The sequence below is a fragment of the Pantoea sp. ICBG 985 genome (assembly GCF_002928365.1).
GTDB classification, from domain to species: Bacteria; Pseudomonadota; Gammaproteobacteria; order Enterobacterales; family Enterobacteriaceae; genus Pantoea; species Pantoea dispersa.
The window spans coordinates 1,213,760-1,239,849 of sequence record NZ_POWM01000001.1; the positions used below are offsets into that span (position 1 = coordinate 1,213,760).

Here is a 26,090-nt window from a genome sequence, read left to right on the forward strand (position 1 = left end):
CCGCTGCGGCGCCGTAACTCAACGCTCCTGCCCCTGACTGGAAACGCTATGAAGCAGTTACTCGATTTTCTTCCCCTGGTAGTTTTCTTTATTTTCTACAAGCTGTACGACATTTTCGTCGCCTCCGGCGCGCTGGTGGTGGCGACCGGTATTGCGCTGGTGGTCAGCTGGGTGCTGTACCGCAAGCTGGAAAAGATGACCATTTTCACCTTTGTGCTGGTTGCGGTGTTCGGCACCCTGACCTATGTGTTCCACAACGATGAATTCATCAAATGGAAAGTCACGGTGATTTACTCGCTGTTCGCGCTGGCGCTGCTGTACAGCCAGTGGTTTATGCAGCAACCGCTGATCCAGACCATGCTTGGCAAAGAGCTGCAGCTGCCGGGTGCGGTATGGCGTCGGCTGAATATCGCCTGGGCCCTGTTCTTCCTGGCCTGCGGCCTGGCGAATATTTATGTCGCGTTTTGGTTATCCCAGGCGTTTTGGGTTAACTTTAAAGTGTTCGGTCTTACCGGCCTGACCCTGCTGTTTACGCTATTAAGCGGCCTGTACATCTGGCGACAGATGCCGCAACAAGAACAAAAATAATCGATGCAGCCCGGTCTCCGCCGGGCTTGTCTTCACCTGCAGAAGAACTGAGCAATGGACGAAAAACATAAGTTGCCGCAAGGCGAGATGGTCTCGCGTACCCTGGCGATGCCGGCAGATACCAATGCCAACGGTGATATCTTCGGCGGCTGGCTGATGTCGCAGATGGATATGGGCGGCGCGATACTGGCTAAAGAGATTGCCAAAGGTCGCGTGGTAACGGTGCGCGTGGACGGTATGACCTTCCTCAAGCCCGTCGCCGTCGGCGATGTGGTGAGCTGCTACGCGCGCTGCATCCGCACCGGCAATAGCTCGATGACCATTAACGTGGAAGTGTGGATTAAAAAAGTGTCGTCCGAACCGATCGGCCAGACTTACTGCGCCACCGAAGCGGTGTTTGTTTATGTGGCGGTCGATAACAGCGGGAAATCCCGTCCACTGCCGGAAGGCCAGTCCAATCTGAGCGATTAAGCGTATAAAAAAGCGGCCCGGAATGGCCGCTTTTTCTTTGCCTGTCTGGCTTTACTCGATGTTCGCGCCGCCGTTAATGCGGAACACGATGTTCATCGTCAGCCCCTTGCCCGGCCGCCCTGGCTGATAGCGCCACTTCTTCATCGCCTGCTTCACTTCGCGCTCAAACATGTTGCGCGGCTCGGCGGACAAAATCTCGACGTTATCGACGCGCCCATCGCTGTCCACGTCAAACTTCACCCGCACCCGCCCTTCAACGCGCAGCGCGAACGCACGCGCCGGATACGCCGGCTTGCTGACGCTCATCGCTTTCGGTCCATCCGACACCGTCTGCGTTGGGGACGGGTTACTCTTCGGTGCCGTCGAGGGGCGCGTTTGCGCGGCTGGCGCGTCCGGTTTAAACGGATTCTCCTGCGGCTTCACCTGCTGGCGCGGCTTCGGCTCTGCCTTTTTCTCCACCTTTGGCTTCGGTTTCGGTTTTGGCTTCGGTTTAGGTTCCGGCTTAGGGATCGGCACCGGCTCGGCTTTTGGTGGCTCTGGTGCGACCTCCGGCTCGGGTTCCGGCTTGGGCGGCGGCGGCGGGGTTACGGCTGCCGGCGCCGGTTCAGGCTGCACTTCCGGTGCCACCATGCTAATGCTGATAGGCTGAGACGCTTTAGGTACCTCAATGGTCTGATGAAATGAAGCATAAAGAATGCCGGCGATTACCGAACCGTGAAGGAGCACGGACAAAATCACGGACACAGGCGTTCGGGTTGGAAAAGGCGTAGTCAACGTCGTCATATCAGTCATGTTCATTGAGTGAAGCGCTGATTTTAAATGCAAATAGCAATCAGTTTCAATAAGCACGCTACTGAAGGCCAAAAGAAAGGCGCTTTTTAACCCTGCCTGCGTTGCAGCGCGCGCCCATTATCTTTCGTTTGCACTCTGTTTAGCGATCACTTAACGTGTCTCGCAAATTCGGCAAGTCTAACGGGAGTATCCCATCGTGCTTTACGTCATTTATGCGGAAGATACCGCAGATTCACTGGAAAAACGTAACTCTGTGCGCCCGGCACACCTGGCGCGTCTGCAGCTGCTGCAGGATGAGGGGCGTCTGATTGTCGCCGGTCCTCTGCCTGCCGTCGACAGTAATGAGCCGGGCCCGGCTGGTTTCACCGGTTCTGTGATTGTTGCCGAGTTCTCATCGCTGGAAACGGCCCAGTCGTGGGCCAATGACGATCCGTATATCGCCGCTGGCGTGTACGACAAAGTCACGGTTAAATCGTTTAAACGGGTGTTCTGATGCAGTGGCAGCCCCTTCTGCTGTTAGTGCTGGTGCTGCTGCTGATTGGTCGTGCGCTGTGGCTGTGGCGCCGTCAGGGCTGGCGTCAGGCGCGCCAGCACATCGTCATGCTGGTGGTACTGGCGGCGGCCCTGCAGATAGTGAATGTTTCACTGGTATTACGCGGCCACTGACGACCGCGTTCATTGCTCAGGTATTCTGCGTGATAAACAGGATGGAGCGGCGCTGCTGCTGCGCTACCTGATGACGAATCGCATGGATGCGCTTATAACGACGTGACTGCCCTTCCAGCCAGCGGGCACGACGGCGATGCGCCTGGCGTAACATTCTCCAGCGGGCCACTTCATTTCTGCTGTGTCTCATCACATCCTCTCTGACTGGCTAAACCCGCGACGCATTATAGTGATCTGGCTAAAAATGCCAAATCGAAACCTTCATCGAAACGTCATCAACGATTAAAGGTTTCGCTGGCGCAGATCAACACGTAAACTTTGCCCATCAAAGCGCGAACGGGACGTCCACTTTATGACCACATTTTATACCCTTATCAGCTGGTTGCTGCTGTTTGGCTACTGGCTGCTGATTGCCGGGGTTACGCTGCGCATCCTGATGAAGCGGCGTGCGGTGACCTCAGCGATGGCCTGGCTGCTGATCATCTACATTCTGCCGCTGGTGGGTATTATTGCCTATCTGTCGTTTGGCGAACTGCATTTAGGTAAACGTCGCGCAGAACGCGCCCGCACCATGTGGCCCTCGACCGCCAAATGGCTCAACGACCTGAAACAGTGTCGTCACATTTTCGCGACTGAACACAGCGACGTGGCGCGTTCCCTGTTCGAGCTGTGCCGTCATCGTCAGGGTATTGCCGGCGTTAAAGGCAATCAGCTGCAGCTGCTGACCAGCGCCGATGACGTGATGCAGGCGCTGATCCGCGATATTCAGCTGGCGCGCCATAATATTGAGATGGTGTTCTACATCTGGCAGCCGGGTGGTCTGGCTGATGATGTGGCGGAATCGCTGATGGCTGCCTCACGGCGCGGCGTGCACTGCCGCCTGATGCTGGACTCCGCCGGCAGCGTGGCGTTCTTCCGCAGTCCGTGGGTAGGCATGATGCGCAACGCCGGTATTGATGTGGTCGAGGCATTGCAGGTCAGCCTGTGGCGTGTGTTCCTGCGCCGCATGGATTTGCGTCAGCACCGCAAAGTGGTGCTGATCGATAACTACATTGCCTATACCGGCAGCATGAATCTGGTGGATCCGCGCTTCTTTAAACAGGATGCTGGCGTGGGTCAATGGATTGATCTGATGGCGCGCATGGAGGGCCCGGTGGCCACTACCATGGGCATCGTCTACGCCTGCGACTGGGAAATCGAAACCGGCAAACGCATTCTGCCGCCAGCGCCGGACGGCAATGTGATGCCGTTTGAGCAGGAGAGCGGTCACACCATTCAGGTGATCGCCTCAGGTCCGGGCTTCCCGGAGGACATGATTCATCAGGCGCTGCTGACAGCGGTGTATTCGGCGCGCGAGCAGCTGATCATGACCACGCCCTACTTCGTGCCGAGCGACGACTTACTGCACGCCATCTGTACCGCCGCGCTGCGTGGCGTTGAGGTGAGCATTGTTGTACCGCGCAATAATGACTCGCTGCTGGTCGGCTGGGCCAGCCGCGCCTTCTTCACTGAACTGCTGGAAGCCGGGGTGAAAATCTATCAGTTTGAAGATGGCCTGTTGCACACCAAGAGTGTGCTGGTGGACGGTCAGCTCAGCCTGGTGGGCACGGTGAACCTGGATATGCGCAGCCTGTGGCTTAACTTCGAGATCACGCTGGTGGTGGATGATGATGGCTTTGGTAGCGATCTCGCCACGGTCCAGGATGATTATATCGCCCGTTCGCGTCTGCTGGACGGCGCGCGCTGGGCAAAACGTGCCTGGTGGCAGCGCATCGTCGAACGACTGTTTTACTTCTTTAGCCCTTTACTGTAAAACGAGCGAAAATATTACCGCCTCAGGGCAAGCAGGAATGACCATGGATTTAAATAATCGCCTTACCGAAGATGAAACGCTGGAACAGGCTTACGATATTTTTCTTGAGCTGGCAGGCGATAACCTCGATCCGGCAGACATCATTCTGTTCAATCTGCAATTTGAAGAGCGCGGCGGCGCCGAGCTGTTTGATCCATCAGAAGACTGGCAGGAACATGTGGATTTCGATCTCAACCCTGACTTCTTCTCAGAAGTGGTGATCGGCCTCGGTGAAGCGGACGGCGAACCGATTACCGATGTGTTCGCGCGCATCCTGCTGTGCCGCGAGAAAGATCATAAGCTGTGTCATATTCTGTGGCGTGAATAAGCCGCAGCGCATAAAAAACGCCGGGCACTGCCCGGCGTTGTTGTTTATGGCACCGCTATTAAAGCGGATCAACCTTCAGACAGGACACCGCATGGCGGAAACTGCCTTCGAGTAACGGTCGGGTTTTGGCGCACTCCGGGCCGGCAATCGGGCAGCGGGTGCGGAACACGCAGCCTGATGGCGGATTGATTGGCGACGGCAGTTCCCCTTCCAGCAGCTGAATCTGCTTATTCTTCTCCAGGTCCGGATCAGGAATCGGCACCGCCGACATCAGCGCTTTGGTGTACGGATGCTGTGGATCGTTATACACCGCATCATAGGTACCCAGCTCAACCGCGTGGCCGAGATACATCACCAGTACGCGATCAGAGATGTGCTTCACCACCGCCAGGTCATGCGCGATGAAGATCAGCGACAGGCCCATTTCACGCTGCAGTTTCTGCAGCAGGTTGACCACCTGCGCCTGAATCGACACGTCGAGCGCCGACACCGGCTCATCACAGATAATCAGCTTCGGCTCAAGAATCAGTGCACGGGCGATACCGATACGCTGGCACTGGCCACCGGAGAACTCGTGCGGATAGCGGTTGATGAGGTTCGGCAGCAGACCGACCTTCATCATCATGGTTTTAACCTTATCCTTCACTTCCTGACGCGGCATCTTTGGATAGTAGGTGCGCAGCGGTTCGGCGATGATGTCACCAATGGTCATACGCGGGTTGAGCGAGGCCAGCGGGTCCTGGAAGATCATCTGAATGTCACTGCGCGCCTGACGCCACTCTTCCTGGCTCTGGCCCAGCAGATCGCGCCCCAGCCACGCCACGCGCCCGTCGGTAGCTTTCACCAGACCGATAATGGCGCGCGCCAGCGTGGATTTGCCGCAGCCGGATTCACCCACCACGCCGAGGGTTTCACCTTCATACAAACGCAGACTGACACCATCCACCGCTTTCAGGGTTTTCGGCGGCTGCCAGAACCACTGCTTGCCGTCTTTGATATCGAAATGCACCCTGAGATCGGCGATTTCCAGCAACACTTTTTTTTCTTCGATTACGGTGCTCATACTAACTCCTCCACCGGTTTGAAGCAGGCGCGCAGGCGCCCTTCGGCAAACGGTTCAAGCGGCGGTGATTTGGCACAAATATCCATGGCATATGCGCAGCGCGGCTGGAACGGACAGCCCTGCGGCAGACGCAACAGGTTGGGCGGGTTGCCGGGAATGGTGGTCAGCGACTCTCCCTCCGCGTCAAGACGCGGCACCGCGCTCAGCAAACCGATCGAGTACGGATGCGCCGGCTGGTAGAACACATCGCGCGCACGGCCATATTCCATGGTGCGCCCGGCATACATCACCAGTACCTTGTCACAGATCCCGGCAACAACGCCGAGATCGTGAGTGATCATGATGATGGCGGTGTTAAATTCACGCTTCAGCTCATTCAGCAGCGTCATGATTTGCGCCTGCACGGTGACATCCAGCGCGGTGGTTGGCTCGTCGGCGATCAGCAGCTTTGGTCGGCACAGCAGCGCCATGGCGATCATTACGCGCTGACGCATGCCACCGGAAAACTCGTGCGGGAACATCTTCATGCGCTTGCGCGCTTCCGGCATTTTCACCGCATCCAGCATGCGCACCGACTCTTCAAACGCCTGGGCGCTGCTCATGCCTTTGTGCAGTTTCAGCACCTCCATCAGCTGTTCGCCGACGCGCATGTACGGATTGAGCGATGTCATCGGGTCCTGGAAAATCATCGCAATCTGCTCCGCGCGCAGCTTGTTCAGCTTGCTTTCCGGCAGATTGAGAATTTCGCTGCCGTTGAACTGTGCCGAGCCGCCAATGCGACCATTTTTCGCCAGCAGCCCCATCAGCGCAAACGCAGTTTGCGATTTTCCGGAGCCGGATTCACCGACAATGCCCAGCGTTTCACCGGCACGCAGGGAAAAGTTGAGGTCGTTCACAGCGGTCACGTCGCCGTCGTGAGTACTGAAGGTGACGCGCAGATCTTTAACGTCCAGCAGCAGGTTAGCGTTTCCCGCAGGTGCAGCCGCCAGCGGCTGCTGAGTATCATGATGGGTCATCGGGAAACTCCTTAACGATCTTTCGGGTCGAGGGCGTCACGCAGGCCATCGCCGATAAAGTTGAAACAGAACAACGTCACCACCAGGAAGCCCGCCGGGAACATCAGCAGCCACGGTGATACTTCCATTGAGTTGGCGCCGTCGCTCAACAGCGCGCCCCAGCTGCTCAGTGGCTCCTGGGTGCCGAGGCCAAGGAAACTCAGGAAGGATTCAAACAGGATCATGCTTGGCACCAGCAGCGAGGCATACACCACCACCACACCCAGCACGTTCGGCACGATGTGGCGCAGCACGATATTGCCGGTAGAAACGCCGCCGACCTGCGCCGCTTCGATGAACTCTTTGCGCTTCAGTCCCAGCGTCTGGCCGCGCACGATACGCGCCATATCCAGCCATGAAACCATGCCAATGGCAACGAAGATCAGCAGGATATTACGGCCAAAGAAGGTCACCAGCAGGATGACGAAGAACATAAACGGGAACGAGTTGAGGATTTCCAGGATACGCATCATCACCGAGTCAATCTTGCCGCCGAGGTAGCCGGCCAGCGAACCGTACAGCGTGCCCACCAGCACCGCGATCAGCGCTGAAGCGATGCCAACCATTAGTGAGATACGGCCGCCAATCGCCACGCGCACCAGCAGGTCACGTCCCGAGGAGTCGGTGCCAAACCAGTGCCCTGAGGTGGTGTCCGGCGGTGCAGACATCATCGCCCAGTCGGTATCATCATATTTGAACTGCGCCAGCATCGGGGCGAACACCACGAACAGCGCAATTACCAGCAGCACCAGCAGGCTGATAAGGGCCGCACGGTTATGAATAAAGCGGCGACGTGCGTCCTGCCACAGGCTGCGCCCTTCCACTTCCAGCTTTTCGCTGAACGCGTCCAGAGCTTCGCTATTTTTCTTACTTAACATCATGAGCGAGCTCCACCATCAGTAACGAATTTTCGGATCGATAACGGCGTACAGCACGTCAACGATCGCGTTGAACAGGATGGTCAGCACGCCGACCAGAATGGTCAGGCTCATCACCAGTGAGTAGTCACGGTTTAGTGCGCCGTTGACGAACAGCTGACCGATGCCCGGCAGACCGTAGATTGATTCGATTACCATCGAACCGGTGATGATGCCAACAAACGCCGGCCCCATATAGGAGAGCACCGGCAGCAGCGCCGGCTTCAGCGCGTGGCGCAGCACAATACGGCGCAGCGGCAGACCTTTCGCACGCGCGGTGCGGATGAAGTTGGAGTGCATGACTTCAATCATCGAGCCGCGGGTGATACGGGCGATACTGGCGATGTAAGCCAGTGACAGCGCCACCATCGGCAGCAGCATGTAGTTCCACTGCCCGCCATTCCAGCCGCCGCCCGGCAGCCAGCGCAGGGTGATGGCAAAGATCAGTACCAGCAGCGGTGCCACCACGAAGCTGGGAATGACCACCCCGGTCATCGCCACCCCCATGACCGCGTAATCCCACAAACTGTTTTGCTTCAGCGCGGCGATAACCCCCGCCGTGACGCCCAGCACCACCGCAAGGAAGAAGGCTGCCAGCCCCAGTTTGGCCGATACCGGAAACGCATGACCAACCAGGTAGTTAACCGAGTAGTCTTTATATTTAAACGACGGCCCGAAATCGCCGTGTGCCAGCTGCACCAGGTAGCTGAGATACTGTTTGCCGATCGGGTCGTTGAGATGATATTTGGCCTCAATGTTGGCCATGACTTCCGGCGCCAGCGCACGCTCGCCGGTGAACGGACTGCCGGGTGCCAGTCGCATCATAAAGAAGGAGATGGTGATCAGAATGAATAGCGTCGGGATGGCTTCAAGGAGCCGACGCAGGATGAATTTTAACATTGCCGTACCTACCAGGCTGTTGCTTCACAAAGTCAAAAAGGCGGCACCGCAGCACCGCCACTGTCGATAGCCTGAGTGCTATTAATGCTTAATGATGTACAGATTCTTATCCAGGGTTTTATCCAGCGGATCGTTGCCGGTGTAGCCGCCAACGTACGGTTTCACCAGACGCGCGTTCACGTAGTAGTAAACCGGCACGATGGTGCTGTCTTTATCCAGGATCTGCTCTGCTTTCTGATAATCGGCCACGCGCGCTTTGTCATCCGCCGCTTTCACCGCATCGTGAATCACTTTGTCGAAGTCCGCGCTCTTATAGTGCGAGGTGTTACTGCTGCTGTCCGACAGCATGATGTTCAGGAAGGAGGTCGGTTCGTTATAGTCGGCACACCATGCCGCGCGGGAGACATCGAAGTTGCCCTGATGACGGGTATCCAGGAAGGTTTTCCACTCCTGGTTTTCCAGCTTGATGTTGACGCCGATGTTCTTTTTCCAGATGGACGAGGCGGCAATCGCCAGTTTTTTGTGCAGATCGGAGGTGTTGTACAGCAGGTTGAAGGTCAGCGGTTTGTCAGCGGTATAACCGGCTTCCGCCAGCAGTTTCTTCGCTTCTTCGTTACGCTTGTTCTGATCCCACTTGTACCAGTCCGGCGGCAGCAGTTCCATGCCGTCAGTGGCTGGCGGGGTGAAGCTGTAGGCTGGCTGTTGACCCTGCGCCAGCACTTTGTTCACCATGATGTCGCGATCCAGACCCAGCTTCAGCGCGGTACGCACGCGAACATCGGTAAACGGTGCTTTCTGGTTGTTGATTTCATAGTAGTAGGTGCACAGATACGGTTTCACCATCAGCTCTTTACCGTTATCACGCTGCAGTTTTTTAAACAGCTCGATCGGCATGTTGTTGTAAGTGATGTCGCTGCCGTTCTCAGAGAAATAACGGTTCACATCGCTGACTTCGGAATTGATTGGCAGGAAGGTGACTTTATTCAGTACGGTATGTTCGTTGTCCCAGTATTCCGGGTTACGCACCAGCGTCACGCGTTCGTTGATCACGTGAGATTCCAGTTTAAAGGCACCGTTGCCGACCCAGTTCTGCGGCTGCGTCCACTGGTCGCCAAACTTCTCAATGGCGGGCTTATACACCGGTGACATCACCGCGTTGATCAGCAGCTTATCGAAGTACGGTACCGGCTCGCTCAGCGTCACTTCCAGCGTGTGGTCATCCAGTGCTTTCACGCCAAGATCGGAGGTCGGTTTTTTGCCGGCGATGATGTCATCCACGTTGAGGATGTGGCCATACTGCGGGTAGCTGGCATACGGCGATGCAGTTTTCGGATCGACCAGACGCTGCCAGCTGTAGACGAAGTCCTGCGCGGTGACCGGCTCGCCGTTTGACCATTTGGCATTTTTACGCAGATGGAAGGTCCAGACTTTGTAGTCTTTGTTTTCCCAGCTTTCCGCGACGCCCGGCACCGGCTTGCCGTTGCTGTCGCTCACGATCAGACCTTCATACAGGTCACGGGCGATATTATCTTCCGGCACGCCTTCAATTTTGTGCGGATCCAGCGACTGCACTTCATCGCCATTGCCGCGCACCAGTTCCTGTTTCGCTGCCAATTCGGTACCCGCCGGTACGTTGGCCGCCAGTGCAGCATTCCCTGCCAGCGCGCCGATGGCCGCCAGTACGCCTGCGGCGATCAGGCTTTTTTTCGTGATGTTGTTCATTATTACGCTCCAGTTTTATTATCGTCACCGGGTCGGCTGACCGCCCGGCGTACCCCGTTTCCGGGAGATCTCCGCCTGTCTGCGCGAAGATCACTACCACCCTGCAGGGTTACCACGGCAACGTGACGCCCGACTGTAGCGCCGGATCGTCACATTACTCAATGTTTCTTTATGTAATAGTATTTCAGCGCCAGCATATCCTGCGGATCTTTGCCGCTGAAACCGCCCACCCACGGCTTCACCAGCCGCACGCTAACGCGGTAGTAAACCGGAATGATCGGTGAATCCTGATCCAGCTGTTGTTCCGCCTGCTGATAGAGCTGCGCGCGCTGCGCGTCATCTGCGGTGTTGAGCGTTTGCGCCATCAGCGCATCAAATGCGGCGCTGTGATAAAACGCGGTGTTGATGGAGGAGCCACTCAGCAGCAGATTGAGGAAGCTGGATGGCTCGTTATAATCCGCACACCAGGTGGCGCGCACCACATCAAACTGTGCCTGATGACGGGTCTCCAGTAGCGTTTTCCACTCCTGATTTTGCAGCGTGACCTGCGCACCGAGATTCTTTTGCCACATCGAGGCAGCCGCAATCGCCTGACGCTTGTTCTGTTCTGAGGTGTTATACAGCAGAGTAAAACGCAGCGGATGCTGGGCATTGAAGCCAGCTTCCGCCAGCAGCTGCTTCGCTGCCGCGTTACGTTGCGCCTGCGTCTGCTGCGCCCACGCTGGCTTATTGAGAGCAATACCGTGAATAAAGGGCGGCGTCAGGCCGTAGGCCGGGATCTGTCCCTGCCCCATAATTTTCTGCGCGATGATGTCGCGGTCGAGCGTTAACTTCAGCGCGCTGCGTACGCGGACGTCGTCAAACGGCGCTTTCTTGTTATTGATTTCGTAATAGAAGGTGCACAGTAGCGGGCTGACTCTTACTTCATCTCCCAGCGCCTGCTGCAGTTTTTTGAACATATCGGGCGGCACCACGCTGTTGGTCATGTCGGTGCCGCCACTGCGATAGCGGTTTATATCGCTATTCTCAGAGGTGAGCGCCAGAAACACGCCTTCGTCCAGCGTGGTATGGGCATTGTCCCAGTAGTGCGGATTACGCTTCACCACGATCTGCTCATTCACCACCCAGTCCGCCAGCGTGTAAGCGCCATTCCCCACGTAGTGCTGCGGCTGTGTCCAGGCATCGCCCCACTGCTCTACCGCCGGACGATACACCGGTTTCATCGAAGTATGAGCCAGCATATCAACAAAATACGGGACCGGTTCAGAGAGCGTAACCTGCAAATGATGGTCGTCCAGCGCTTTCACGCCCAGCTGGGAAGGCGCCGCTTTACCGGCGAGGATGGCATCAATGTTGCTGATGTGCGCAGCCTGCAAATAGCTGGCGTACGGCGAGGCGGTGCGCGGATCGGCCAGACGCTGCCAGCTGTAGACAAAATCCTGCGCGGTGACCGGCTCACCATTGCTCCAGCGGGCGTCTTTACGCAGCGTGAACGTCCAGATGCGGCCCTGCTGATTTTGCCACTGCTGCGCCACGCCGGGCACCAGTTGACCGTTGTTGTCGGTCTCAACCAGTCCTTCCAGCAGATTGCGAATCACATTGGATTCCGGCACGCCCTCGACTTTTTGTGGATCAAGCGAGGACACTTCGCTGCCATTGTTAATAACGATGCGTTGCGTATCCGCTAATGACGTCCCGGCTGGGATCTCAGCGGCCTGACTTTGCGCCAGCGCACTGGAGAGGCAAAGCGCCAGAAACGTGCGCGCTGCCGTTTTCGCTACCATGCTTTTCATCAACCAATATCAACCTTCAACATAAACCTGATAGCAGTAAGCAAGAAGCGTACACATTTGTTGCTAGCAGATAAAAAATTTTGCGGTGAGCCGAAAATTATCAGAAGCGTTGCCCGCACGCCAAAGCTAAACCACAAAAATGTTAGCTGATTCTCTTTTATCACGTTGCCGCGCACAGGAAAAGTGTTAATTCTTGAGCAAAATTATCGATTAATCCACTGATAAACAATGAATTTCAGCCTGATTTGCACGTTAATTATTCGTTAATCAACTAACTTTATAATATTTACGAATATTGCTGCTTTCAATGCTGAAGCCCGGATATTTATTCAGATTTACAGCGCAAGCCATAGAATGATACTGCGGATTATTTGCAGAGCAGAGGGATATACTGTGACAATTATCACAGTATTTTGCGGGTCAGGCTATGTGCAGGATGGCATAAGTAGTAAAACTGATGAGGTTAAGCCAATATTAAGCGCGACAAATAAAATCACTATAATGGTGCAATATTTCGTTTAATTGCACCATTCTGGTTCACAAAGCGCTTAGCGATAAAAAATAACCGCCGTTAATTCAGTAATCCTGGAAACAGGGCTTTCATTCCGGTCACGACAAATTCAATGCCCAGCGCCATGAGCAGCAGCCCCATGATACGCGTAATGACGTTGATACCGGTTTGTCCCAATACGCGCACCATCAGCGGTGCGGCCCGGAATAATAACCAGCAGCAGAAGGCAAATATCGCAATCGCCAGGGTAAAGCCCAGCAGATTTGGCCAGCTGTGATAACGCGAGCTCCAGACAATGGTCGAGCTGATCGCGCCCGGCCCCGCCATCAGCGGCAGCGCCAGCGGCACCACGCCGATGCTTTCGCGAATCGCCGTTTCTGACTTCTCCTGCTTGTTCTGTTTGTCTTCACCCAGCTTGCCGCTGATCATCGACATGGCGATGGTGACCACCAGAATGCCACCGGCGATGCGGAAAGAGTCAATCGAGATACCAAACAGATGCAGGATACCGTCGCCAAGGAATAGCGAGGTCCAGAGGATAATCGCCACCGCCAGGTTCGCGGTCAGGTTAGTTTTATTGCGCTCCGCCACCGCCTGGTAGCTGGTCATGCTGATAAATACCGGAATAATGCCGACCGGGTTAACCAGCGCGAACAAACCCACAAAAAATTTAATGTAGCCAGAAAGATCGAGTAGCGCAGGGGTCACGGTGGGCTCCAGGTGATGGCGAAAAAAATCGCGCTTAATGTAGTGCAAAAGCCTGGCGAAACACCAGAGGCTAACGCAGAAATAAATGCTGCACTTAAAGCACTATCCCAGTTTATTCCGCTACTGTTAGCGCGATGTTATCGGCCTGCAGCCGGTCAGATCGGCTTCTGTAGCCGTCGACGCTAACTTTACTTGCAAAAGTGAGCGCTGAAAGGTGTCAGCTGATAGTTAAATTGATCTGCATCATAAATCGCCTACCCCATCAGGGGTAATCTTAGCCCATCGGAACTCAACCCTGTGACACAGGTCATCCTGGCGGAAAAACCTTTTTAGTAAGCAACGGCACGGACATCGCCATCCTAACCCATCCATAAGCGTAACGAGACTATACTTCTGGATTCAGGCTTGTTTACTAAAAAAGTTTAACTTCCTTAGGAGAGTATTATGGCCGTTACTAATGTTGCCGAGCTTAACGCACTGGTAGAACGTGTTAAAAAGGCACAGCGCGAATACGCCAATTTTAGTCAGGAACAAGTTGATACCATTTTCCGTGCAGCCGCCCTCGCCGCTGCCGATGCCCGTATCCCTCTCGCCAAAATGGCCGTTGCCGAATCCGGCATGGGTATCGTTGAAGATAAAGTCATCAAAAACCACTTCGCTTCCGAATATATTTATAACGCTTACAAAGACGAAAAAACCTGTGGCGTGCTGGACACCGATGATACCTTTGGCACCATCACCATCGCTGAGCCGATTGGCCTGATTTGTGGCATCGTGCCCACCACCAACCCGACCTCTACCGCCATCTTCAAGGCCCTGATTAGCCTGAAAACCCGTAACGGTATCATCTTCTCTCCTCATCCACGTGCCAAAGATGCCACCAACAAAGCGGCAGATATCGTACTGCAGGCTGCTATCGCGGCCGGCGCGCCAAAAGACATTATTGGCTGGATTGATGCACCATCGGTTGAGCTCTCTAACCAGCTGATGCATCACCCGGATATCAACCTGATTCTCGCCACCGGTGGTCCGGGCATGGTGAAGGCGGCTTACAGCTCCGGCAAACCAGCGATTGGTGTGGGCGCGGGTAACACTCCGGTGGTGATTGACGAAACGGCCGATATCAAACGCGCGGTTGCCTCGATCCTGATGTCAAAAACCTTCGACAACGGCGTGATTTGCGCGTCTGAACAGTCAGTGATTGTCGTGGATTCTGTCTATGACGCCGTGCGTGAGCGCTTCGCCAGCCACGGTGGCTACCTGCTCCAGGGCAAAGAGCTGAAAGCGGTGCAGGATATCATCCTGAAAAATGGCGCGCTGAACGCGGCGATTGTCGGTCAGCCGGCTTACAAAATTGCTGAACTGGCAGGGATTAGCGTGCCGGTGAGCACCAAAATTCTGATTGGTGAAGTGAAACTGGTGGATGAGTCTGAGCCGTTCGCCCATGAGAAGCTCTCGCCTACGCTGGCCATGTACCGCGCGAAAGACTATTACGATGCGGTGGATAAAGCGGAAAAACTGGTGGCAATGGGCGGTATCGGCCACACCTCCTGTCTTTATACCGACCAGGATAACCAGCGCGAGCGCGTTAACTTCTTCGGCGACAAAATGAAAACCGCGCGCATCCTGATCAACACCCCGGCTTCACAGGGCGGGATCGGTGACCTGTATAACTTCAAGCTGGCCCCTTCACTCACGCTGGGCTGCGGTTCATGGGGTGGTAACTCTATCTCTGAAAACGTGGGTCCAAAACACCTGATCAACAAGAAAACCGTGGCCAAGCGAGCTGAAAATATGTTGTGGCATAAACTTCCGAAGTCTATCTACTTCCGCCGCGGTTCTCTGCCAATTGCGCTGGAAGAAGTGGCGACTGACGGTGCAAAACGCGCCTTTATCGTCACCGACCGCTTCCTGTTCAACAACGGTTATGCTGACCAGGTCACCCGCGTGCTGAAATCACACGGAATCGAAACCGAAGTGTTCTTTGAAGTAGAAGCAGACCCAACGCTGAGCATCGTGCGTAAAGGTGCCGAGCAGATGAACAGCTTCAAACCTGACGTGATCATTGCCCTGGGCGGGGGTTCACCGATGGATGCGGCTAAGATTATGTGGGTGATGTACGAGCATCCGGAAACCCATTTTGAAGAACTGGCGCTGCGCTTTATGGACATCCGTAAACGTATCTACAAGTTCCCGAAAATGGGTGTCAAAGCGCGCATGGTGGCCATCACTACCACTTCCGGTACCGGTTCAGAAGTTACCCCGTTTGCGGTAGTCACCGACGATGCCACCGGCCAGAAATATCCGCTGGCAGACTATGCGCTGACGCCGGATATGGCGATTGTCGATGCCAACCTGGTGATGGAGATGCCGCGTTCACTGTGCGCCTTTGGTGGTCTGGATGCCGTCACCCATGCGCTGGAAGCCTACGTATCGGTACTGGCTAACGAATACTCCGATGGTCAGGCGCTGCAGGCACTGAAGCTGCTGAAAGAGAATCTGCCTGCCAGCTACCGCGACGGCGCGAAAAATCCTGTGGCGCGTGAGCGTGTTCATAATGCGGCGACCATTGCCGGTATCGCTTTCGCCAACGCCTTCCTCGGCGTGTGTCACTCCATGGCGCATAAACTGGGCTCTGAGTTCCACATTCCACACGGTCTGGCCAACGCCCTGCTGATTTGTAACGTGATTCGCTACAACGCGAATGATAATCCAACCAAGCAGACTGCCTTCAGCCAGTACGACCGTCCGCAGGCACGCCGCCGCTATGCTGAGATTGCTGACCATCTCGGTCTGAGCGCTGCCGGTGACCGTACCGCGCAGAAAATTGAAAAACTGCTGGCATGGCTGGAAGAGATGAAAACTCAGCTGGGTATCCCAACCTCTATCCGCGAAGCGGGCGTGCAGGAAGCTGACTTCCTGGCGAAAGTCGACAAGCTGGCGGATGATGCGTTCGATGACCAGTGTACCGGTGCTAACCCACGCTATCCGCTGATTGCTGAACTGAAACAAATCATGCTGGATACCTTCTATGGACGTGAGTTCTCAGAAGCAGATAACAGTGTTGCTGCTGAGGGTGAAGCTAAAGCCGTTAAGAGTGAGAAGAAAACCAAGAAGTCCTGATTGGCCTGATACAAAAAAACCCGCTGCGGCGGGTTTTTTTATGCTGCGGCTATTCAGGCGTGAGGCAGTTGTGAACCGTAAATGGCGTTTAGCGAGCCGTCATTTATCGCCTGTTTATAGTGCTTGCGGCACACAGAGATATAACGCTCATTACCACCGATCACCACCTGCTCCCCTTCGCTGAACGGTTTACCCTTAGCATCCAGTCGTAACACCATGCTGGCTTTGCGTCCACAGTGACACACGGTTTTCAATTCCACCAGCTTATCGGCCCAGGCCAGTAAATACTGACTGCCGGTAAATAACTCACCGCGAAAGTCGGTACGCAGACCATAACACAGCACCGGAATATCCAGATTATCTACCACGTCCGACAGGGCTTTCACCTGCTCCCGCGTCAGAAACTGGCTCTCATCCACCAGTACACAGTGAACCGTCTGCTTCGCGTGCTGTTCCGCTATTTCACTTTCCAGGTTGGTCTGCGCGTTATATAAAAAAGCCGGAGACGAAAGACCAATACGCGAGCTGACTTTTCCGGCGCCGAAGCGGTCGTCAATTTCCGCGGTATACACCAGCGTACGCATGCCGCGCTCATGGTAATTGTAGGAAGACTGCAGCAGTGCGGTGGATTTTCCCGCGTTCATCGCTGAGTAATAAAAATAGAGTTGCGCCATAAAATGTCTCTTGTCACTGCCCGAAACTGTTGCGCGTGAGTCTATCATAAAGCTGCTGCACTGTTGCGATGCATTATTTTTATCAACTGCTCAAATTAACGCCATGATCATAGATCAGCGGCATCGTTATCAACATTTCGCACGTTATGTCAAAGCCGTCATCATGCAGCAATTTTATTCAGCATTAATAGCGCTGATGCCCGGGCGAAAGGCGCACAGCGGTATTTATCCCTGCAAAACCTGTGCTATCAAATCTATAAAAAGAATAATAAATAGCGCCTTAAAAAGCTTAACAACATTAACTTTACGTTTTGCTTTTTAATCTGGCTATTGCAGTTATTTTTCGCCGCCACTATTATGAGGCGGCAGAACAACTCCATTTATTATATTTTGAGATTAGGACAATGAGCGAAGCACTTAAAATTCTTAATAATATCCGTACATTGCGCGCGCAGGCTCGGGAATGCTCTCTGGAAACACTGGAAGAGATGCTGGAAAAACTTGAGGTTGTGGTGAATGAACGTCGTGAAGAAGAATCTCTCGCCCAGGCGGAAAATGCCGAGCGCAGCCGTAAGCTGGAACAATATCGTGAAATGCTGATGGCAGACGGTATTGATCCAAACGAACTGCTGCAGGCATTAGCGGAAACCAAAGCGCCAGGTAAAGCCAAACGTGCGGCACGTCCGGCGAAGTATGGTTACGTCGACGAGAACGGTGAGAACCGTACCTGGACCGGCCAGGGACGTACGCCAGCCGTGATTAAAAAAGCGATTGAAGAACAAGGTAAACAACTGGACGATTTCCTGCTGTAAGGAACCAGTGCTTCGCAGCATGCCAGCCCTGGCGCTGTGCTCTGTTTTACACCGGGTAAGAAAAAAGGAAGCCGCTGGCTTCCTTTTTTTATCGCGATTTACTGCTGATAGAAGTCGCGGTACCAGTCAACAAAACGCTGCACGCCCTGCTCTACGCTGGTCTGCGGGCGGAAATTTATCGCGTCATACAGCGGCTGGGTGTCTGCACTGGTGCCTAATACATCGCCGGGCTGCATCGGCAGCATATTTTTCTTCGCCTCAATCCCCAGCGCTTTTTCCAGCGACTCTATGTAAGTCATCAGGCTGGTAGGCTGACTATTGCCAATATTGTACACACGATACGGCGCCGAACTGGTAGCAGGCGAGCCGTTTTCCACCGTCCAGTTTTCATCTGCCTGCGGAATCACGTCCTGCAAACGCACAATCGCTTCGGCAATATCATCAATATAGGTAAAGTCACGTGTCATCTGGCCGCGGTTATACACATCGATCGCGTCACCGGCCAGCATCGCGCGGGTGAACTTAAACAGCGCCATATCCGGACGGCCCCACGGACCATAAACGGTAAAGAAGCGCAATCCGGTGGTAGGTAATTGGTAAAGGTGTGAATAGGTATGCGACATTAATTCGTTGGCTTTTTTCGTCGCAGCATAAAGTGATACCGGATGATCAACGGAATCATCCGTAGAGAACGGCATTTTACGGTTCAGGCCATAAACCGAACTCGATGAAGCATACAGCAGGTGGCCAATCTTATGATGACGGCAACCTTCCAGAATATTTAAGTGACCAATCAGGTTGGCATCAGCGTAGGCGTGCGGATTCTCAATGGAATAGCGAACACCCGCCTGTGCACCTAAATGGATCACACGCGCAAAAGCATGCTGTTCAAACAGGGAAGAAATGGCCTGGCGATCTGCCAGGTCCATTTTAAGAAAAGTAAACGCGGGATGTGCGGTAATCTGGTCGAGGCGCGCCTGTTTCAGGCTGACATCGTAGTAATCATTCAGGTTATCGATACCAACAACCTGGTGACCGGCAGCCAGCAAACGCTGACTAACGTGAAAACCAATAAATCCTGCCGCGCCGGTGACCAGAAAATTCATACATCCCTCATTTATTACACAATTTGAATAGACGCTCCGCGGCCGATTGCATAATAAACGAAACCGCGTTTGCTGATACGCTCCGGATCATACAGGTTACGACCATCAAAAATCACGGGTTGTTTTAACGAGGATTTAATCACGTCGAAATCCGGAGCACGGAAGTTCTGCCACTCGGTGCAGATCACCAAACCATCGGCGCCCTGCAGCGCAGCTTCTTTAGTGCCGCACAGCTTCAGATCGTCACGATGGCCGTAGATGCGCTGAGCTTCTTCCATCGCTTCCGGATCAAACGCCTGCACCGTTGCGCCCGCCTGCCACAGTGCTTCCATCAGCACGCGGCTTGAGGCTTCACGCATGTCGTCGGTGTTCGGTTTGAACGCCAGCCCCCACAGCGCAAACGTCTTGCCACGCAGATCGTCGCCAAAGTGACGTTTAATAAACGTCGGCAGCTTGTTCTTCTGCGAATCGTTGACGTCTTCTACCGCCTGCAACAGGCGCGGGGTGTAGCCGATTGACTCTGCAGTGCGAATCAGCGCCTGCACGTCTTTCGGGAAGCAGGAACCGCCGTAACCACAGCCCGGATAAATAAAGTGATAACCGATGCGTGAATCAGAACCGATGCCCTGACGTACTTTTTCCACGTCAGCACCCAGGCGTTCCGCAAGGTTGGAAATCTCGTTCATGAAGCTGATTTTGGTCGCCAGCATGCAGTTAGCTGCATATTTGGTCAGCTCTGCACTGCGGATATCCATCAGAATCATGCGATCGTGATTACGGTTAAACGGTTCGTACAGTTCACGCAGCAGTTCGACCACTTCATCATTATCGGTGCCCACCACGATACGTTCCGGACGCATGCAATCGTTAACTGCGGCGCCCTCTTTCAGGAACTCCGGGTTGGAGACCACATCGAACGCGATATTGGCATCACGCTGCTTCAGCGTTTCGCTCATCACCGCGCGCACGCGGTCAGCGGTGCCTACCGGTACGGTAGATTTGTCGATGACGACTTTGTGATCGTTCATGTGCTGCGCAATAGTACGCGCAACCGCAGTCACATATTTCAGGTCGGCAGAGCCATCCTCATCCGGCGGCGTGCCCACAGCAATAAACTGCATTACGCCATGGTTTACGCCCTCTTCTGCGTTGGTGCTGAATTTCAGGCGCCCCGCTTCATAGTTCGACATAACCAGCGGCGTCAGGCCCGGTTCAAAAATTGGGATGATGCCCTTTTTCAGGTTTTCGACTTTCTTTTCGTCGACATCAATACAGAGAACGTCATGTCCGACTTCGGCCAACACCGCAGCCTGAACCAGACCGACATAGCCGATACCAAATACAGTGACTTTCATTGAATTATCCTGTGCTTAATGAATTACTTTTTGTTGCCTGCAACGCCGTCGAGCCACTGAGCGAAATCTTTGCCCAGCACCGGATGACGCACGCCATACTCAACAAAAGCTTGCATATAACCCAGTTTGTTACCGCAGTCGTGGCTCACGCCGGTCAGGTGGTAAGCTTCTACGGTCTCTTTTTCCATCAGCATGGCGATGGAGTCGGTCAGCTGCACTTCGCCGCCTGCACCAGGAGGGGTCTTCGCCAGCAGAGGCCAGATGTCCGCAGACAGCACGTAACGACCGACTACCGCCAGGTTAGATGGCGCTTCCGAGGCTTTTGGCTTCTCAACCACGCCCACCATCGGTGCACTCTGGCCCGGTGCCAGCTCTGCGCCCTGGCAGTCAACCACGCCGTAAGCGGTGACATCGGCAACTGGCTCAACCATGATCTGGCTGCGACCGCTCTCTTCAAAGCGCGTCAGCATTTCTGCCAGGTTATCTTTGGTTGGGTTAGATTCGTACTCATCAATGATCACGTCTGGCAGAATCACCGCGACTGGCTCATCACCGACCAGCGGATGAGCACACATCACGGCGTGACCGAGGCCCTTGGCGATACCCTGACGTACCTGCATGATGGTGACGTGTGGCGGGCAGATTGACTGGATTTCATCCAGCAGCTGACGCTTCACGCGTTTTTCCAGCATCGCTTCCAGTTCGAAACTGGTATCAAAATGGTTTTCGATGGAGTTTTTAGAGGAGTGCGTAACCAGCACGATCTCATTAATACCCGCAGCAATACACTCGTTCACGACATACTGGATCAACGGCTTATCGACCAGCGGTAACATCTCTTTTGGAATAGCTTTGGTGGCAGGCAGCATACGCGTACCCAGACCTGCAACCGGGATTACCGCTTTTTTTACTTTAGACTTATAGGCAGACATCAAATACCTCTCTTAATAGGCCGTTCAAGTTAATACTTGATATGTCGGTTTAAAAACGAAATGAGTATATCAGTTAGTGTCAGACGGATTTATCCTGGATGGAGTTAATCCGCGGAATTTAAGACTATTACCCAAGTGTAAAGCTAAGCTTTGGCCCTGTCTTTAACCCGCGGAAAATATAAATCTGAGTGGCTATTCTTCGGACGATAACATCAGGCGAAGCCGGCCGCCGGCTCCCCAGACGTGACATTGCCAGGCATCGGCGCGCTGGCTGATTTGATTAAGATGGGTGCTGCCCATAGTGCCAAGCGGCACACCGTTACTGAGCTGGATTTGCTGAGTATTGATGTGCAGCGTGGCATTCAGACCGGCTGAGACCAGAATCAGATTTTTCAACTGACGATGGTAGTAGCCCACCAGCAGCGGGAACTGACCGTTCAGGTTGGCCTGACGCAACAGCATATTCACCTGGCGCAGCAGACCATTGAGTTCCGGCAGACGTTGCTTTTGCCCGGACAGTTGCTCCTGCAATAAACCGTTGAACAGTGCTCTGAGCAATAATGCAGCCAGCACGCCGTTGTCGCCGGCACGCGTTACGTCAAGGCAATAAAACGCCAGATCTTTGTCCGACAGCGCGGCAATATCCAGCACCAGCCCCGGCTGTTCCGCCATGGTGAGTTGACGGTAGTTTATGCGGCAGCTGGCGATGGTTTGCTGGACTGGCGGTTGCAGTTGTTTGAGCAGCTTGGCGGCAGCGAGCGGATCGCGCACCAGGGCATCCCAGTCCTGAAACAGCTGTTCATCTTCTTCCACTTTCGAGGTGAACATCGAAGGATGGAGGCACTCAAACACCGCTTCACGGAAACGTTCCAGGTTTTTTAGCGGCTTGAGCAGCACGTCCTGCACGCCAAGGCGCAGCACGTGGGCAATGTCAGCCATGTTCTGCGTGGCGGAGATGATCAGGATGGGCACGCTATTACCGCGTGTACGAATTCGCTCGACAAACTCAATACCGCCCATGCGCGGCATTTCCAGATCGCAAATGACCAGGTCCACTGACTGCGCGGCGAGTAAACTCAGGCCGTCGAGTCCGTCGCCCGCTTCGAACGTGCTGGCTCCGAGGCCAGTTAACAATGTGTCCAGCAATGAACGGAAAACGACCTCATCTTCGACAATGAGTATCTTTTTGCCGATTAGCGGTTTTTCCATTCTCTCCCCCTGCGTACCAGATATTTCAATAGTGGTTCATAAAACGCCGTTGCGCCTTTCAGAATTGGCTGAAGTCACAACCCCCGTGAATGAACAACTGATTATCTGCTACGGACCAGCGGTAATAGTTCATCCATTTTTTTCTCCACGGCGGCCTTGCCTGCCGCAATGGCCTCTTCAGCCCGATGAAAGTCCAGCGTTGAAATCTGCGGACAAAAAGGCTGAATCAGCACATCCGGCGGATCGCCTGCCATACGGTTACGTTTCAGGCGATTTTCCAATACCTGGATTGACGTTGACATAATTTCCATCGCGCCTGGAGACTGGCTGGCGCGCCGATGGGTCAACCCCATCAGACGCTGGCGCAGTTTTTTGCCCCAGCTCAGTGCTTCTGCCGCTGCCGCCTCTTCACCGCTCTGCGGCGTGACCGACAGCAGATCCTGCTGCATCAGGTGCGCATCATGTTGCAGGTCAACGGCAATCACAATGTCAGCGCCCAGCGCGCGGGTTAGCGATATCGGCACCGGATTGACCACCGCACCATCCACCAGCCAATAACCATTGTAGCCAACCGGAGGCAATAAGCCTGGCATACTACACGATGCACGCACCGCCTGGTGCAAATCCCCTTCGGTCAGCCACAGCTCGCGTCCGGTGCTGAGGTTGGTTGCTACCACGCCAAAGCGCTTATCCGCGTCTTCGATGAGCTCGTTAGGGATCAGCTGACGGATATGGCTAAACACCCGGTCGCCGCGCAGCAGGCCGCCACGCTGCCATGAGAGGTCCATCAGACGGATAACATCCCAGTAGCGAAATGCGCTGACCCACTTCTCCATCAACGCCAGACGGCCGTTGACGTAGGCAGAACCCACCAGTGCGCCGACGGAACAGCCGGCGACGACATCCACCTCAATACCGGCGCGCTCCAGCGCGTTGATGACACCAATATGCGCCCAGCCTTTGGCAGCGCCCGATCCCAGGGCCAGCCCAATCCTGACTTTTCTCATCTCACCTCGTGATCAACCTGATGCGTAGCTTCACGCTGGCCAGTCGGCTAACATAGCGCACACTTCCATTAACTTTAATCACTCTCAGGAGATGATGTGTCCGAAAAGTGCCCCTGCTGCAGCGGAGAGCAGTATAGCCTATGTTGTCAGCCCTTTCTGAACGGGCAACAAACGCCACAGCGCGCTGAACAGTTAATGCGCTCGCGTTACAGCGCTTACGTTAAGCAAAACGCCGCCTGGCTGGTAGAAACCTGGCATCCCAGCCAGCGCGTGGCCGGACTGGAGACGCTATTATCCGAAAGTTTCGCCACCACAGAATGGCTTGGCCTGAATGTAACCCGTTGTAATCACGGAAGCCATGAGAATGAAGCCTTCGTGACTTTTTTTGCGCGTTATCTCGAAAAAGGCCGTACCTGCAGCCTGTATGAATGTTCACGCTTTCTTCGCGAGGATCAACGCTGGTACTATGTCGACGGAACAACGCCGGAGTTAGGGCGTAACGATCGCTGTCCTTGTGGCTCCGATAAAAAATACAAAAAATGTTGTGGCTAATCTGGACAGATGCCCAACAGCTTCACCATTCATCGCTTTGACAGGACTCTGATCGAGATGCAAGCGCAAACCATGCAACGAAAAGTTTTACGGACCATTTGCCCCGATGCCAAAGGTCTGATCGCTAAGATCACCAACATTTGCTACAAGCACGAACTGAACATTGTGCAGAACAATGAGTTCGTCGATCACCGTACCGGGCGCTTTTTCATGCGCACAGAGCTGGAAGGCATTTTCAACGACAACACGCTGCTGGCTGACCTCGACAGCGCGCTGCCGACCGGTTCGGTACGTGAGCTGCACAGCGCCGGACGTCGCCGCGTGGTGATTCTGGTCACCAAAGAGGCGCATTGCCTGGGCGATCTGCTGATGAAGAGTGCCTTTGGTGGTCTGGACATGGAAATCGCCGCCGTTATTGGTAACCATGAAACGCTGCGTTCGCTGGTCGAGCGTTTTGACATCCCGTTCGTGCTGGTCAGCCATGAAGGCCTGACGCGCGAAGAGCACGATAACCGCATGGCGGATGAGATCGATCGCTACCAGCCGGATTACGTGGTGCTGGCGAAATATATGCGCGTGCTGACGCCGGCGTTTGTGCAGCGTTATCCCAACCAGATCATCAATATTCACCACTCGTTCCTGCCAGCTTTCATTGGCGCACGCCCTTATCATCAGGCCTATGAGCGCGGCGTGAAGATCATCGGTGCCACAGCGCACTACGTGAACGACAACCTTGATGAAGGCCCGATCATCATGCAGGACGTGATTAACGTCGATCACAGCTATACCGCTGAAGAGATGATGCGTGCCGGACGCGACGTGGAAAAGAATGTACTGAGCCGCGCGCTGTATAAAGTGCTGGGCCAGCGCGTGTTTGTTTACGGCAACCGCACGATCATTCTTTAACCACTGCGGCGCTGATTTGCGCAACTCTTCAGCGCCACGCGTAAAAAGTGGGCAAACGATTGAGTTTTTTACTGCGGGCGCTTTACAGACTGAACGCATTTGGTATGATGCGCCCCGCTTTCAGGCATAAAGATTCAGGCCAGTGGCGGGATTCCCGAGCGGCCAAAGGGAGCAGACTGTAAATCTGCCGTCATCGACTTCGAAGGTTCGAATCCTTCTCCCGCCACCATCTGAATCCATTCTGCGCCTGAATCTTCTGAGCTTCATATCCCTGGCGGGATTCCCGAGCGGCCAAAGGGAGCAGACTGTAAATCTGCCGTCATCGACTTCGAAGGTTCGAATCCTTCTCCCGCCACCATTCTATGCTGCACTCTTCTTCCAGCCAGTCAACAAAGCCAGTTAATAACACCTGGAGAAGGATGAGAAGCTTCGACCGAAGGTTCGGGTCGAACGCAGTGAGACAACGCGCGTCAGCGCGGCCCGCAGGGTGAGCCGCTTGCGGCGAATAATCCTTCTCCCGCCACCATTCTATGCTGCACTCTTCTTCCAGCCAGTCAACAAAGCCAGTTAATAACACCTGGAGAAGGATGAGAAGCTTCGACTGAAGGTTCGGGTCGAACGCAGTGAGACAACGCGCGCAGCGCGGCCCGCAGGGTGAGCCGCTTGCGGCGAATAATCCTTCTCCCGCCACCATTTCATGCTGCACTCCTCTTCCAGTCAGTCAATAAAGCCAGTTAATAACACCTGGAGAAGGATGAGAAGCTTCGACTGAAGGTTCGGGTCGAACGCAGCGAGACAACGCGCGTCAGCGCGGCCCGCAGGGTGAGCCGCTTGCGGCGAATAATCCTTCTCCCGCCACCATCTCATGCTGCACTTCTCCTCCAGTTGTCTTCTGAATTCAGGCAATGCCAGGTCGCCATCAATGGCGCCCCTTATATCCCGATCATTCTCCTCCGGGTATGATGATCCCCGACTGATCATCGGGAAGTTGCTGGTGAGATGGGGGCGCCCCCTGGGCATAAAGCCTGCTTCGTAGATTCATCCCCGG

Annotated in this window: 26 protein-coding genes, 2 tRNA genes and 3 other RNA genes; 16 read left to right on the plus strand and 15 right to left on the minus strand. The window is 54.6% G+C overall.

Going from position 1 to position 26,090, the window contains the following annotated elements; translation table 11 throughout:
• The first annotated feature begins 48 nt into the window (after positions 1–48).
• Entirely contained in the window at positions 49–588 is a 540-nt protein-coding gene (locus C1Y42_RS05870; protein ID WP_058758637.1) for a septation protein A, read from the plus strand.
• Between the two features lie 54 nt (positions 589–642).
• Complete coding sequence (yciA, locus tag C1Y42_RS05875) at positions 643–1,059, plus strand: acyl-CoA thioester hydrolase YciA (RefSeq protein ID WP_104092994.1); 417 nt, start codon at positions 643–645, stop codon at positions 1,057–1,059.
• A 51-nt stretch (positions 1,060–1,110) separates the two neighbouring features.
• Here yciA and tonB read toward each other — a convergent pair whose 3' ends face one another.
• Entirely contained in the window at positions 1,111–1,842 is a 732-nt protein-coding gene (gene tonB, locus C1Y42_RS05880) for a TonB system transport protein TonB (protein WP_199188955.1), read from the minus strand.
• A gap of 205 nt (positions 1,843–2,047) precedes the next feature.
• On the opposite strand from tonB, the gene C1Y42_RS05885 reads away from it, so the two are divergent.
• Positions 2,048–2,344 carry a YciI family protein gene (locus C1Y42_RS05885; RefSeq protein ID WP_104092996.1) on the plus strand — a complete coding sequence of 99 codons (297 nt, stop codon included), beginning with the start codon at positions 2,048–2,050 and terminating at the stop codon, positions 2,342–2,344.
• The gene (locus tag C1Y42_RS23660) at positions 2,344–2,517 is read left to right on the plus strand and encodes a hypothetical protein (protein ID WP_021510092.1); all 174 of its coding nucleotides are present in this window, start codon (positions 2,344–2,346) and stop codon (positions 2,515–2,517) included. The genes C1Y42_RS05885 and C1Y42_RS23660 overlap by 1 nt, the downstream gene beginning before the upstream one ends.
• Before the next feature lie 16 nt (positions 2,518–2,533).
• On the opposite strand, the gene C1Y42_RS23385 is transcribed toward C1Y42_RS23660, so the two are convergent.
• Positions 2,534–2,707 carry a YciY family protein gene (locus C1Y42_RS23385; RefSeq protein ID WP_146068782.1) on the minus strand — a complete coding sequence of 58 codons (174 nt, stop codon included), beginning with the start codon at positions 2,705–2,707 and terminating at the stop codon, positions 2,534–2,536.
• 162 nt (positions 2,708–2,869) lie between these two features.
• On the opposite strand from C1Y42_RS23385, the gene cls reads away from it, so the two are divergent.
• Together cls and C1Y42_RS05895 are read left to right on the plus strand one after the other, a co-directional pair.
• A complete protein-coding gene (gene cls / locus C1Y42_RS05890) occupies positions 2,870–4,330 on the plus strand; it encodes a cardiolipin synthase (RefSeq protein ID WP_104092997.1) in 1,461 nt (486 codons plus the stop codon).
• A gap of 37 nt (positions 4,331–4,367) precedes the next feature.
• Positions 4,368–4,697 carry an HI1450 family dsDNA-mimic protein gene (locus C1Y42_RS05895; RefSeq protein ID WP_013509338.1) on the plus strand — a complete coding sequence of 110 codons (330 nt, stop codon included), beginning with the start codon at positions 4,368–4,370 and terminating at the stop codon, positions 4,695–4,697.
• A gap of 58 nt (positions 4,698–4,755) precedes the next feature.
• Here the strand turns inward: C1Y42_RS05895 and oppF are convergent, their stop codons facing one another.
• From oppF to C1Y42_RS05930, 7 genes are all read right to left on the minus strand, one after another.
• Positions 4,756–5,760, minus strand: a complete 1,005-nt coding sequence (oppF, locus tag C1Y42_RS05900) for a murein tripeptide/oligopeptide ABC transporter ATP binding protein OppF (RefSeq protein ID WP_104092998.1) — start codon at positions 5,758–5,760, stop codon at positions 4,756–4,758.
• A complete protein-coding gene (locus C1Y42_RS05905) occupies positions 5,757–6,776 on the minus strand; it encodes an ABC transporter ATP-binding protein (protein ID WP_021510087.1) in 1,020 nt (339 codons plus the stop codon). The genes oppF and C1Y42_RS05905 overlap by 4 nt, the downstream gene beginning before the upstream one ends.
• An 11-nt stretch (positions 6,777–6,787) precedes the next feature.
• Complete coding sequence (gene oppC, locus C1Y42_RS05910; RefSeq protein ID WP_021510086.1) at positions 6,788–7,696, minus strand: oligopeptide ABC transporter permease OppC; 909 nt, start codon at positions 7,694–7,696, stop codon at positions 6,788–6,790.
• Between the two features lie 15 nt (positions 7,697–7,711).
• Entirely contained in the window at positions 7,712–8,632 is a 921-nt protein-coding gene (gene oppB / locus C1Y42_RS05915; RefSeq protein ID WP_021510085.1) for an oligopeptide ABC transporter permease OppB, read from the minus strand.
• Between the two features lie 81 nt (positions 8,633–8,713).
• A complete protein-coding gene (gene oppA / locus C1Y42_RS05920; RefSeq protein ID WP_021510084.1) occupies positions 8,714–10,354 on the minus strand; it encodes an oligopeptide ABC transporter substrate-binding protein OppA in 1,641 nt (546 codons plus the stop codon).
• A gap of 158 nt (positions 10,355–10,512) precedes the next feature.
• Complete coding sequence (locus C1Y42_RS05925) at positions 10,513–12,147, minus strand: ABC transporter substrate-binding protein (RefSeq protein WP_104092999.1); 1,635 nt, start codon at positions 12,145–12,147, stop codon at positions 10,513–10,515.
• Positions 12,148–12,718: 571 nt separating this feature from the next.
• Positions 12,719–13,366 (minus strand): YchE family NAAT transporter, encoded by a 648-nt coding sequence (locus C1Y42_RS05930; RefSeq protein ID WP_031280216.1) that lies wholly within the window; start codon positions 13,364–13,366, stop codon positions 12,719–12,721.
• A 444-nt stretch (positions 13,367–13,810) separates the two neighbouring features.
• On the opposite strand from C1Y42_RS05930, the gene adhE reads away from it, so the two are divergent.
• Positions 13,811–16,489: a bifunctional acetaldehyde-CoA/alcohol dehydrogenase gene (gene adhE / locus C1Y42_RS05935; RefSeq protein WP_104093000.1), complete on the plus strand. Its 2,679-nt coding sequence runs from the start codon at positions 13,811–13,813 to the stop codon at positions 16,487–16,489.
• A 53-nt stretch (positions 16,490–16,542) separates the two neighbouring features.
• Here adhE and tdk read toward each other — a convergent pair whose 3' ends face one another.
• Entirely contained in the window at positions 16,543–17,163 is a 621-nt protein-coding gene (gene tdk, locus C1Y42_RS05940) for a thymidine kinase (RefSeq protein ID WP_058774613.1), read from the minus strand.
• Between the two features lie 10 nt (positions 17,164–17,173).
• On the opposite strand from tdk, the gene C1Y42_RS23390 reads away from it, so the two are divergent.
• Both C1Y42_RS23390 and hns read left to right on the plus strand, forming a co-directional pair.
• The gene (locus C1Y42_RS23390; RefSeq protein ID WP_146068783.1) at positions 17,174–17,485 is read left to right on the plus strand and encodes a hypothetical protein; all 312 of its coding nucleotides are present in this window, start codon (positions 17,174–17,176) and stop codon (positions 17,483–17,485) included.
• 82 nt (positions 17,486–17,567) lie between these two features.
• Entirely contained in the window at positions 17,568–17,975 is a 408-nt protein-coding gene (gene hns, locus C1Y42_RS05945; RefSeq protein WP_031280215.1) for a histone-like nucleoid-structuring protein H-NS, read from the plus strand.
• A 98-nt stretch (positions 17,976–18,073) separates the two neighbouring features.
• Here the strand turns inward: hns and C1Y42_RS05950 are convergent, their stop codons facing one another.
• The 5 genes from C1Y42_RS05950 to rssA form a co-directional block, all read right to left on the minus strand.
• Positions 18,074–19,081: an NAD-dependent epimerase gene (locus C1Y42_RS05950; protein WP_058757710.1), complete on the minus strand. Its 1,008-nt coding sequence runs from the start codon at positions 19,079–19,081 to the stop codon at positions 18,074–18,076.
• A gap of 14 nt (positions 19,082–19,095) precedes the next feature.
• The gene (locus C1Y42_RS05955; protein WP_021510077.1) at positions 19,096–20,436 is read right to left on the minus strand and encodes a UDP-glucose/GDP-mannose dehydrogenase family protein; all 1,341 of its coding nucleotides are present in this window, start codon (positions 20,434–20,436) and stop codon (positions 19,096–19,098) included.
• 23 nt (positions 20,437–20,459) lie between these two features.
• Entirely contained in the window at positions 20,460–21,368 is a 909-nt protein-coding gene (gene galU / locus C1Y42_RS05960) for a UTP--glucose-1-phosphate uridylyltransferase GalU (RefSeq protein WP_021510076.1), read from the minus strand.
• Positions 21,369–21,560: 192 nt separating this feature from the next.
• The gene (rssB, locus tag C1Y42_RS05965; RefSeq protein WP_104093001.1) at positions 21,561–22,577 is read right to left on the minus strand and encodes a two-component system response regulator RssB; all 1,017 of its coding nucleotides are present in this window, start codon (positions 22,575–22,577) and stop codon (positions 21,561–21,563) included.
• Positions 22,578–22,678: 101 nt separating this feature from the next.
• A complete protein-coding gene (gene rssA / locus C1Y42_RS05970) occupies positions 22,679–23,584 on the minus strand; it encodes a patatin-like phospholipase RssA (RefSeq protein ID WP_021510074.1) in 906 nt (301 codons plus the stop codon).
• 96 nt (positions 23,585–23,680) lie between these two features.
• On the opposite strand from rssA, the gene C1Y42_RS05975 reads away from it, so the two are divergent.
• From C1Y42_RS05975 to C1Y42_RS06005, 7 genes are all read left to right on the plus strand, one after another.
• Positions 23,681–24,136: a YchJ family protein gene (locus tag C1Y42_RS05975; RefSeq protein WP_040679954.1), complete on the plus strand. Its 456-nt coding sequence runs from the start codon at positions 23,681–23,683 to the stop codon at positions 24,134–24,136.
• Between the two features lie 57 nt (positions 24,137–24,193).
• A complete protein-coding gene (gene purU / locus C1Y42_RS05980; protein WP_031280214.1) occupies positions 24,194–25,042 on the plus strand; it encodes a formyltetrahydrofolate deformylase in 849 nt (282 codons plus the stop codon).
• Between the two features lie 144 nt (positions 25,043–25,186).
• Positions 25,187–25,271: transfer RNA gene (locus tag C1Y42_RS05985), tRNA-Tyr, on the plus strand.
• 44 nt (positions 25,272–25,315) lie between these two features.
• A tRNA-Tyr gene (locus tag C1Y42_RS05990) sits at positions 25,316–25,400 on the plus strand.
• Positions 25,401–25,440: 40 nt separating this feature from the next.
• Positions 25,441–25,568: non-coding RNA, RtT sRNA (locus tag C1Y42_RS05995), on the plus strand.
• Between the two features lie 40 nt (positions 25,569–25,608).
• A non-coding RNA gene (locus C1Y42_RS06000) (RtT sRNA) lies at positions 25,609–25,735 on the plus strand.
• 40 nt (positions 25,736–25,775) lie between these two features.
• Positions 25,776–25,903: non-coding RNA, RtT sRNA (locus tag C1Y42_RS06005), on the plus strand.
• Positions 25,904–26,090: the final 187 nt, after the last annotated feature.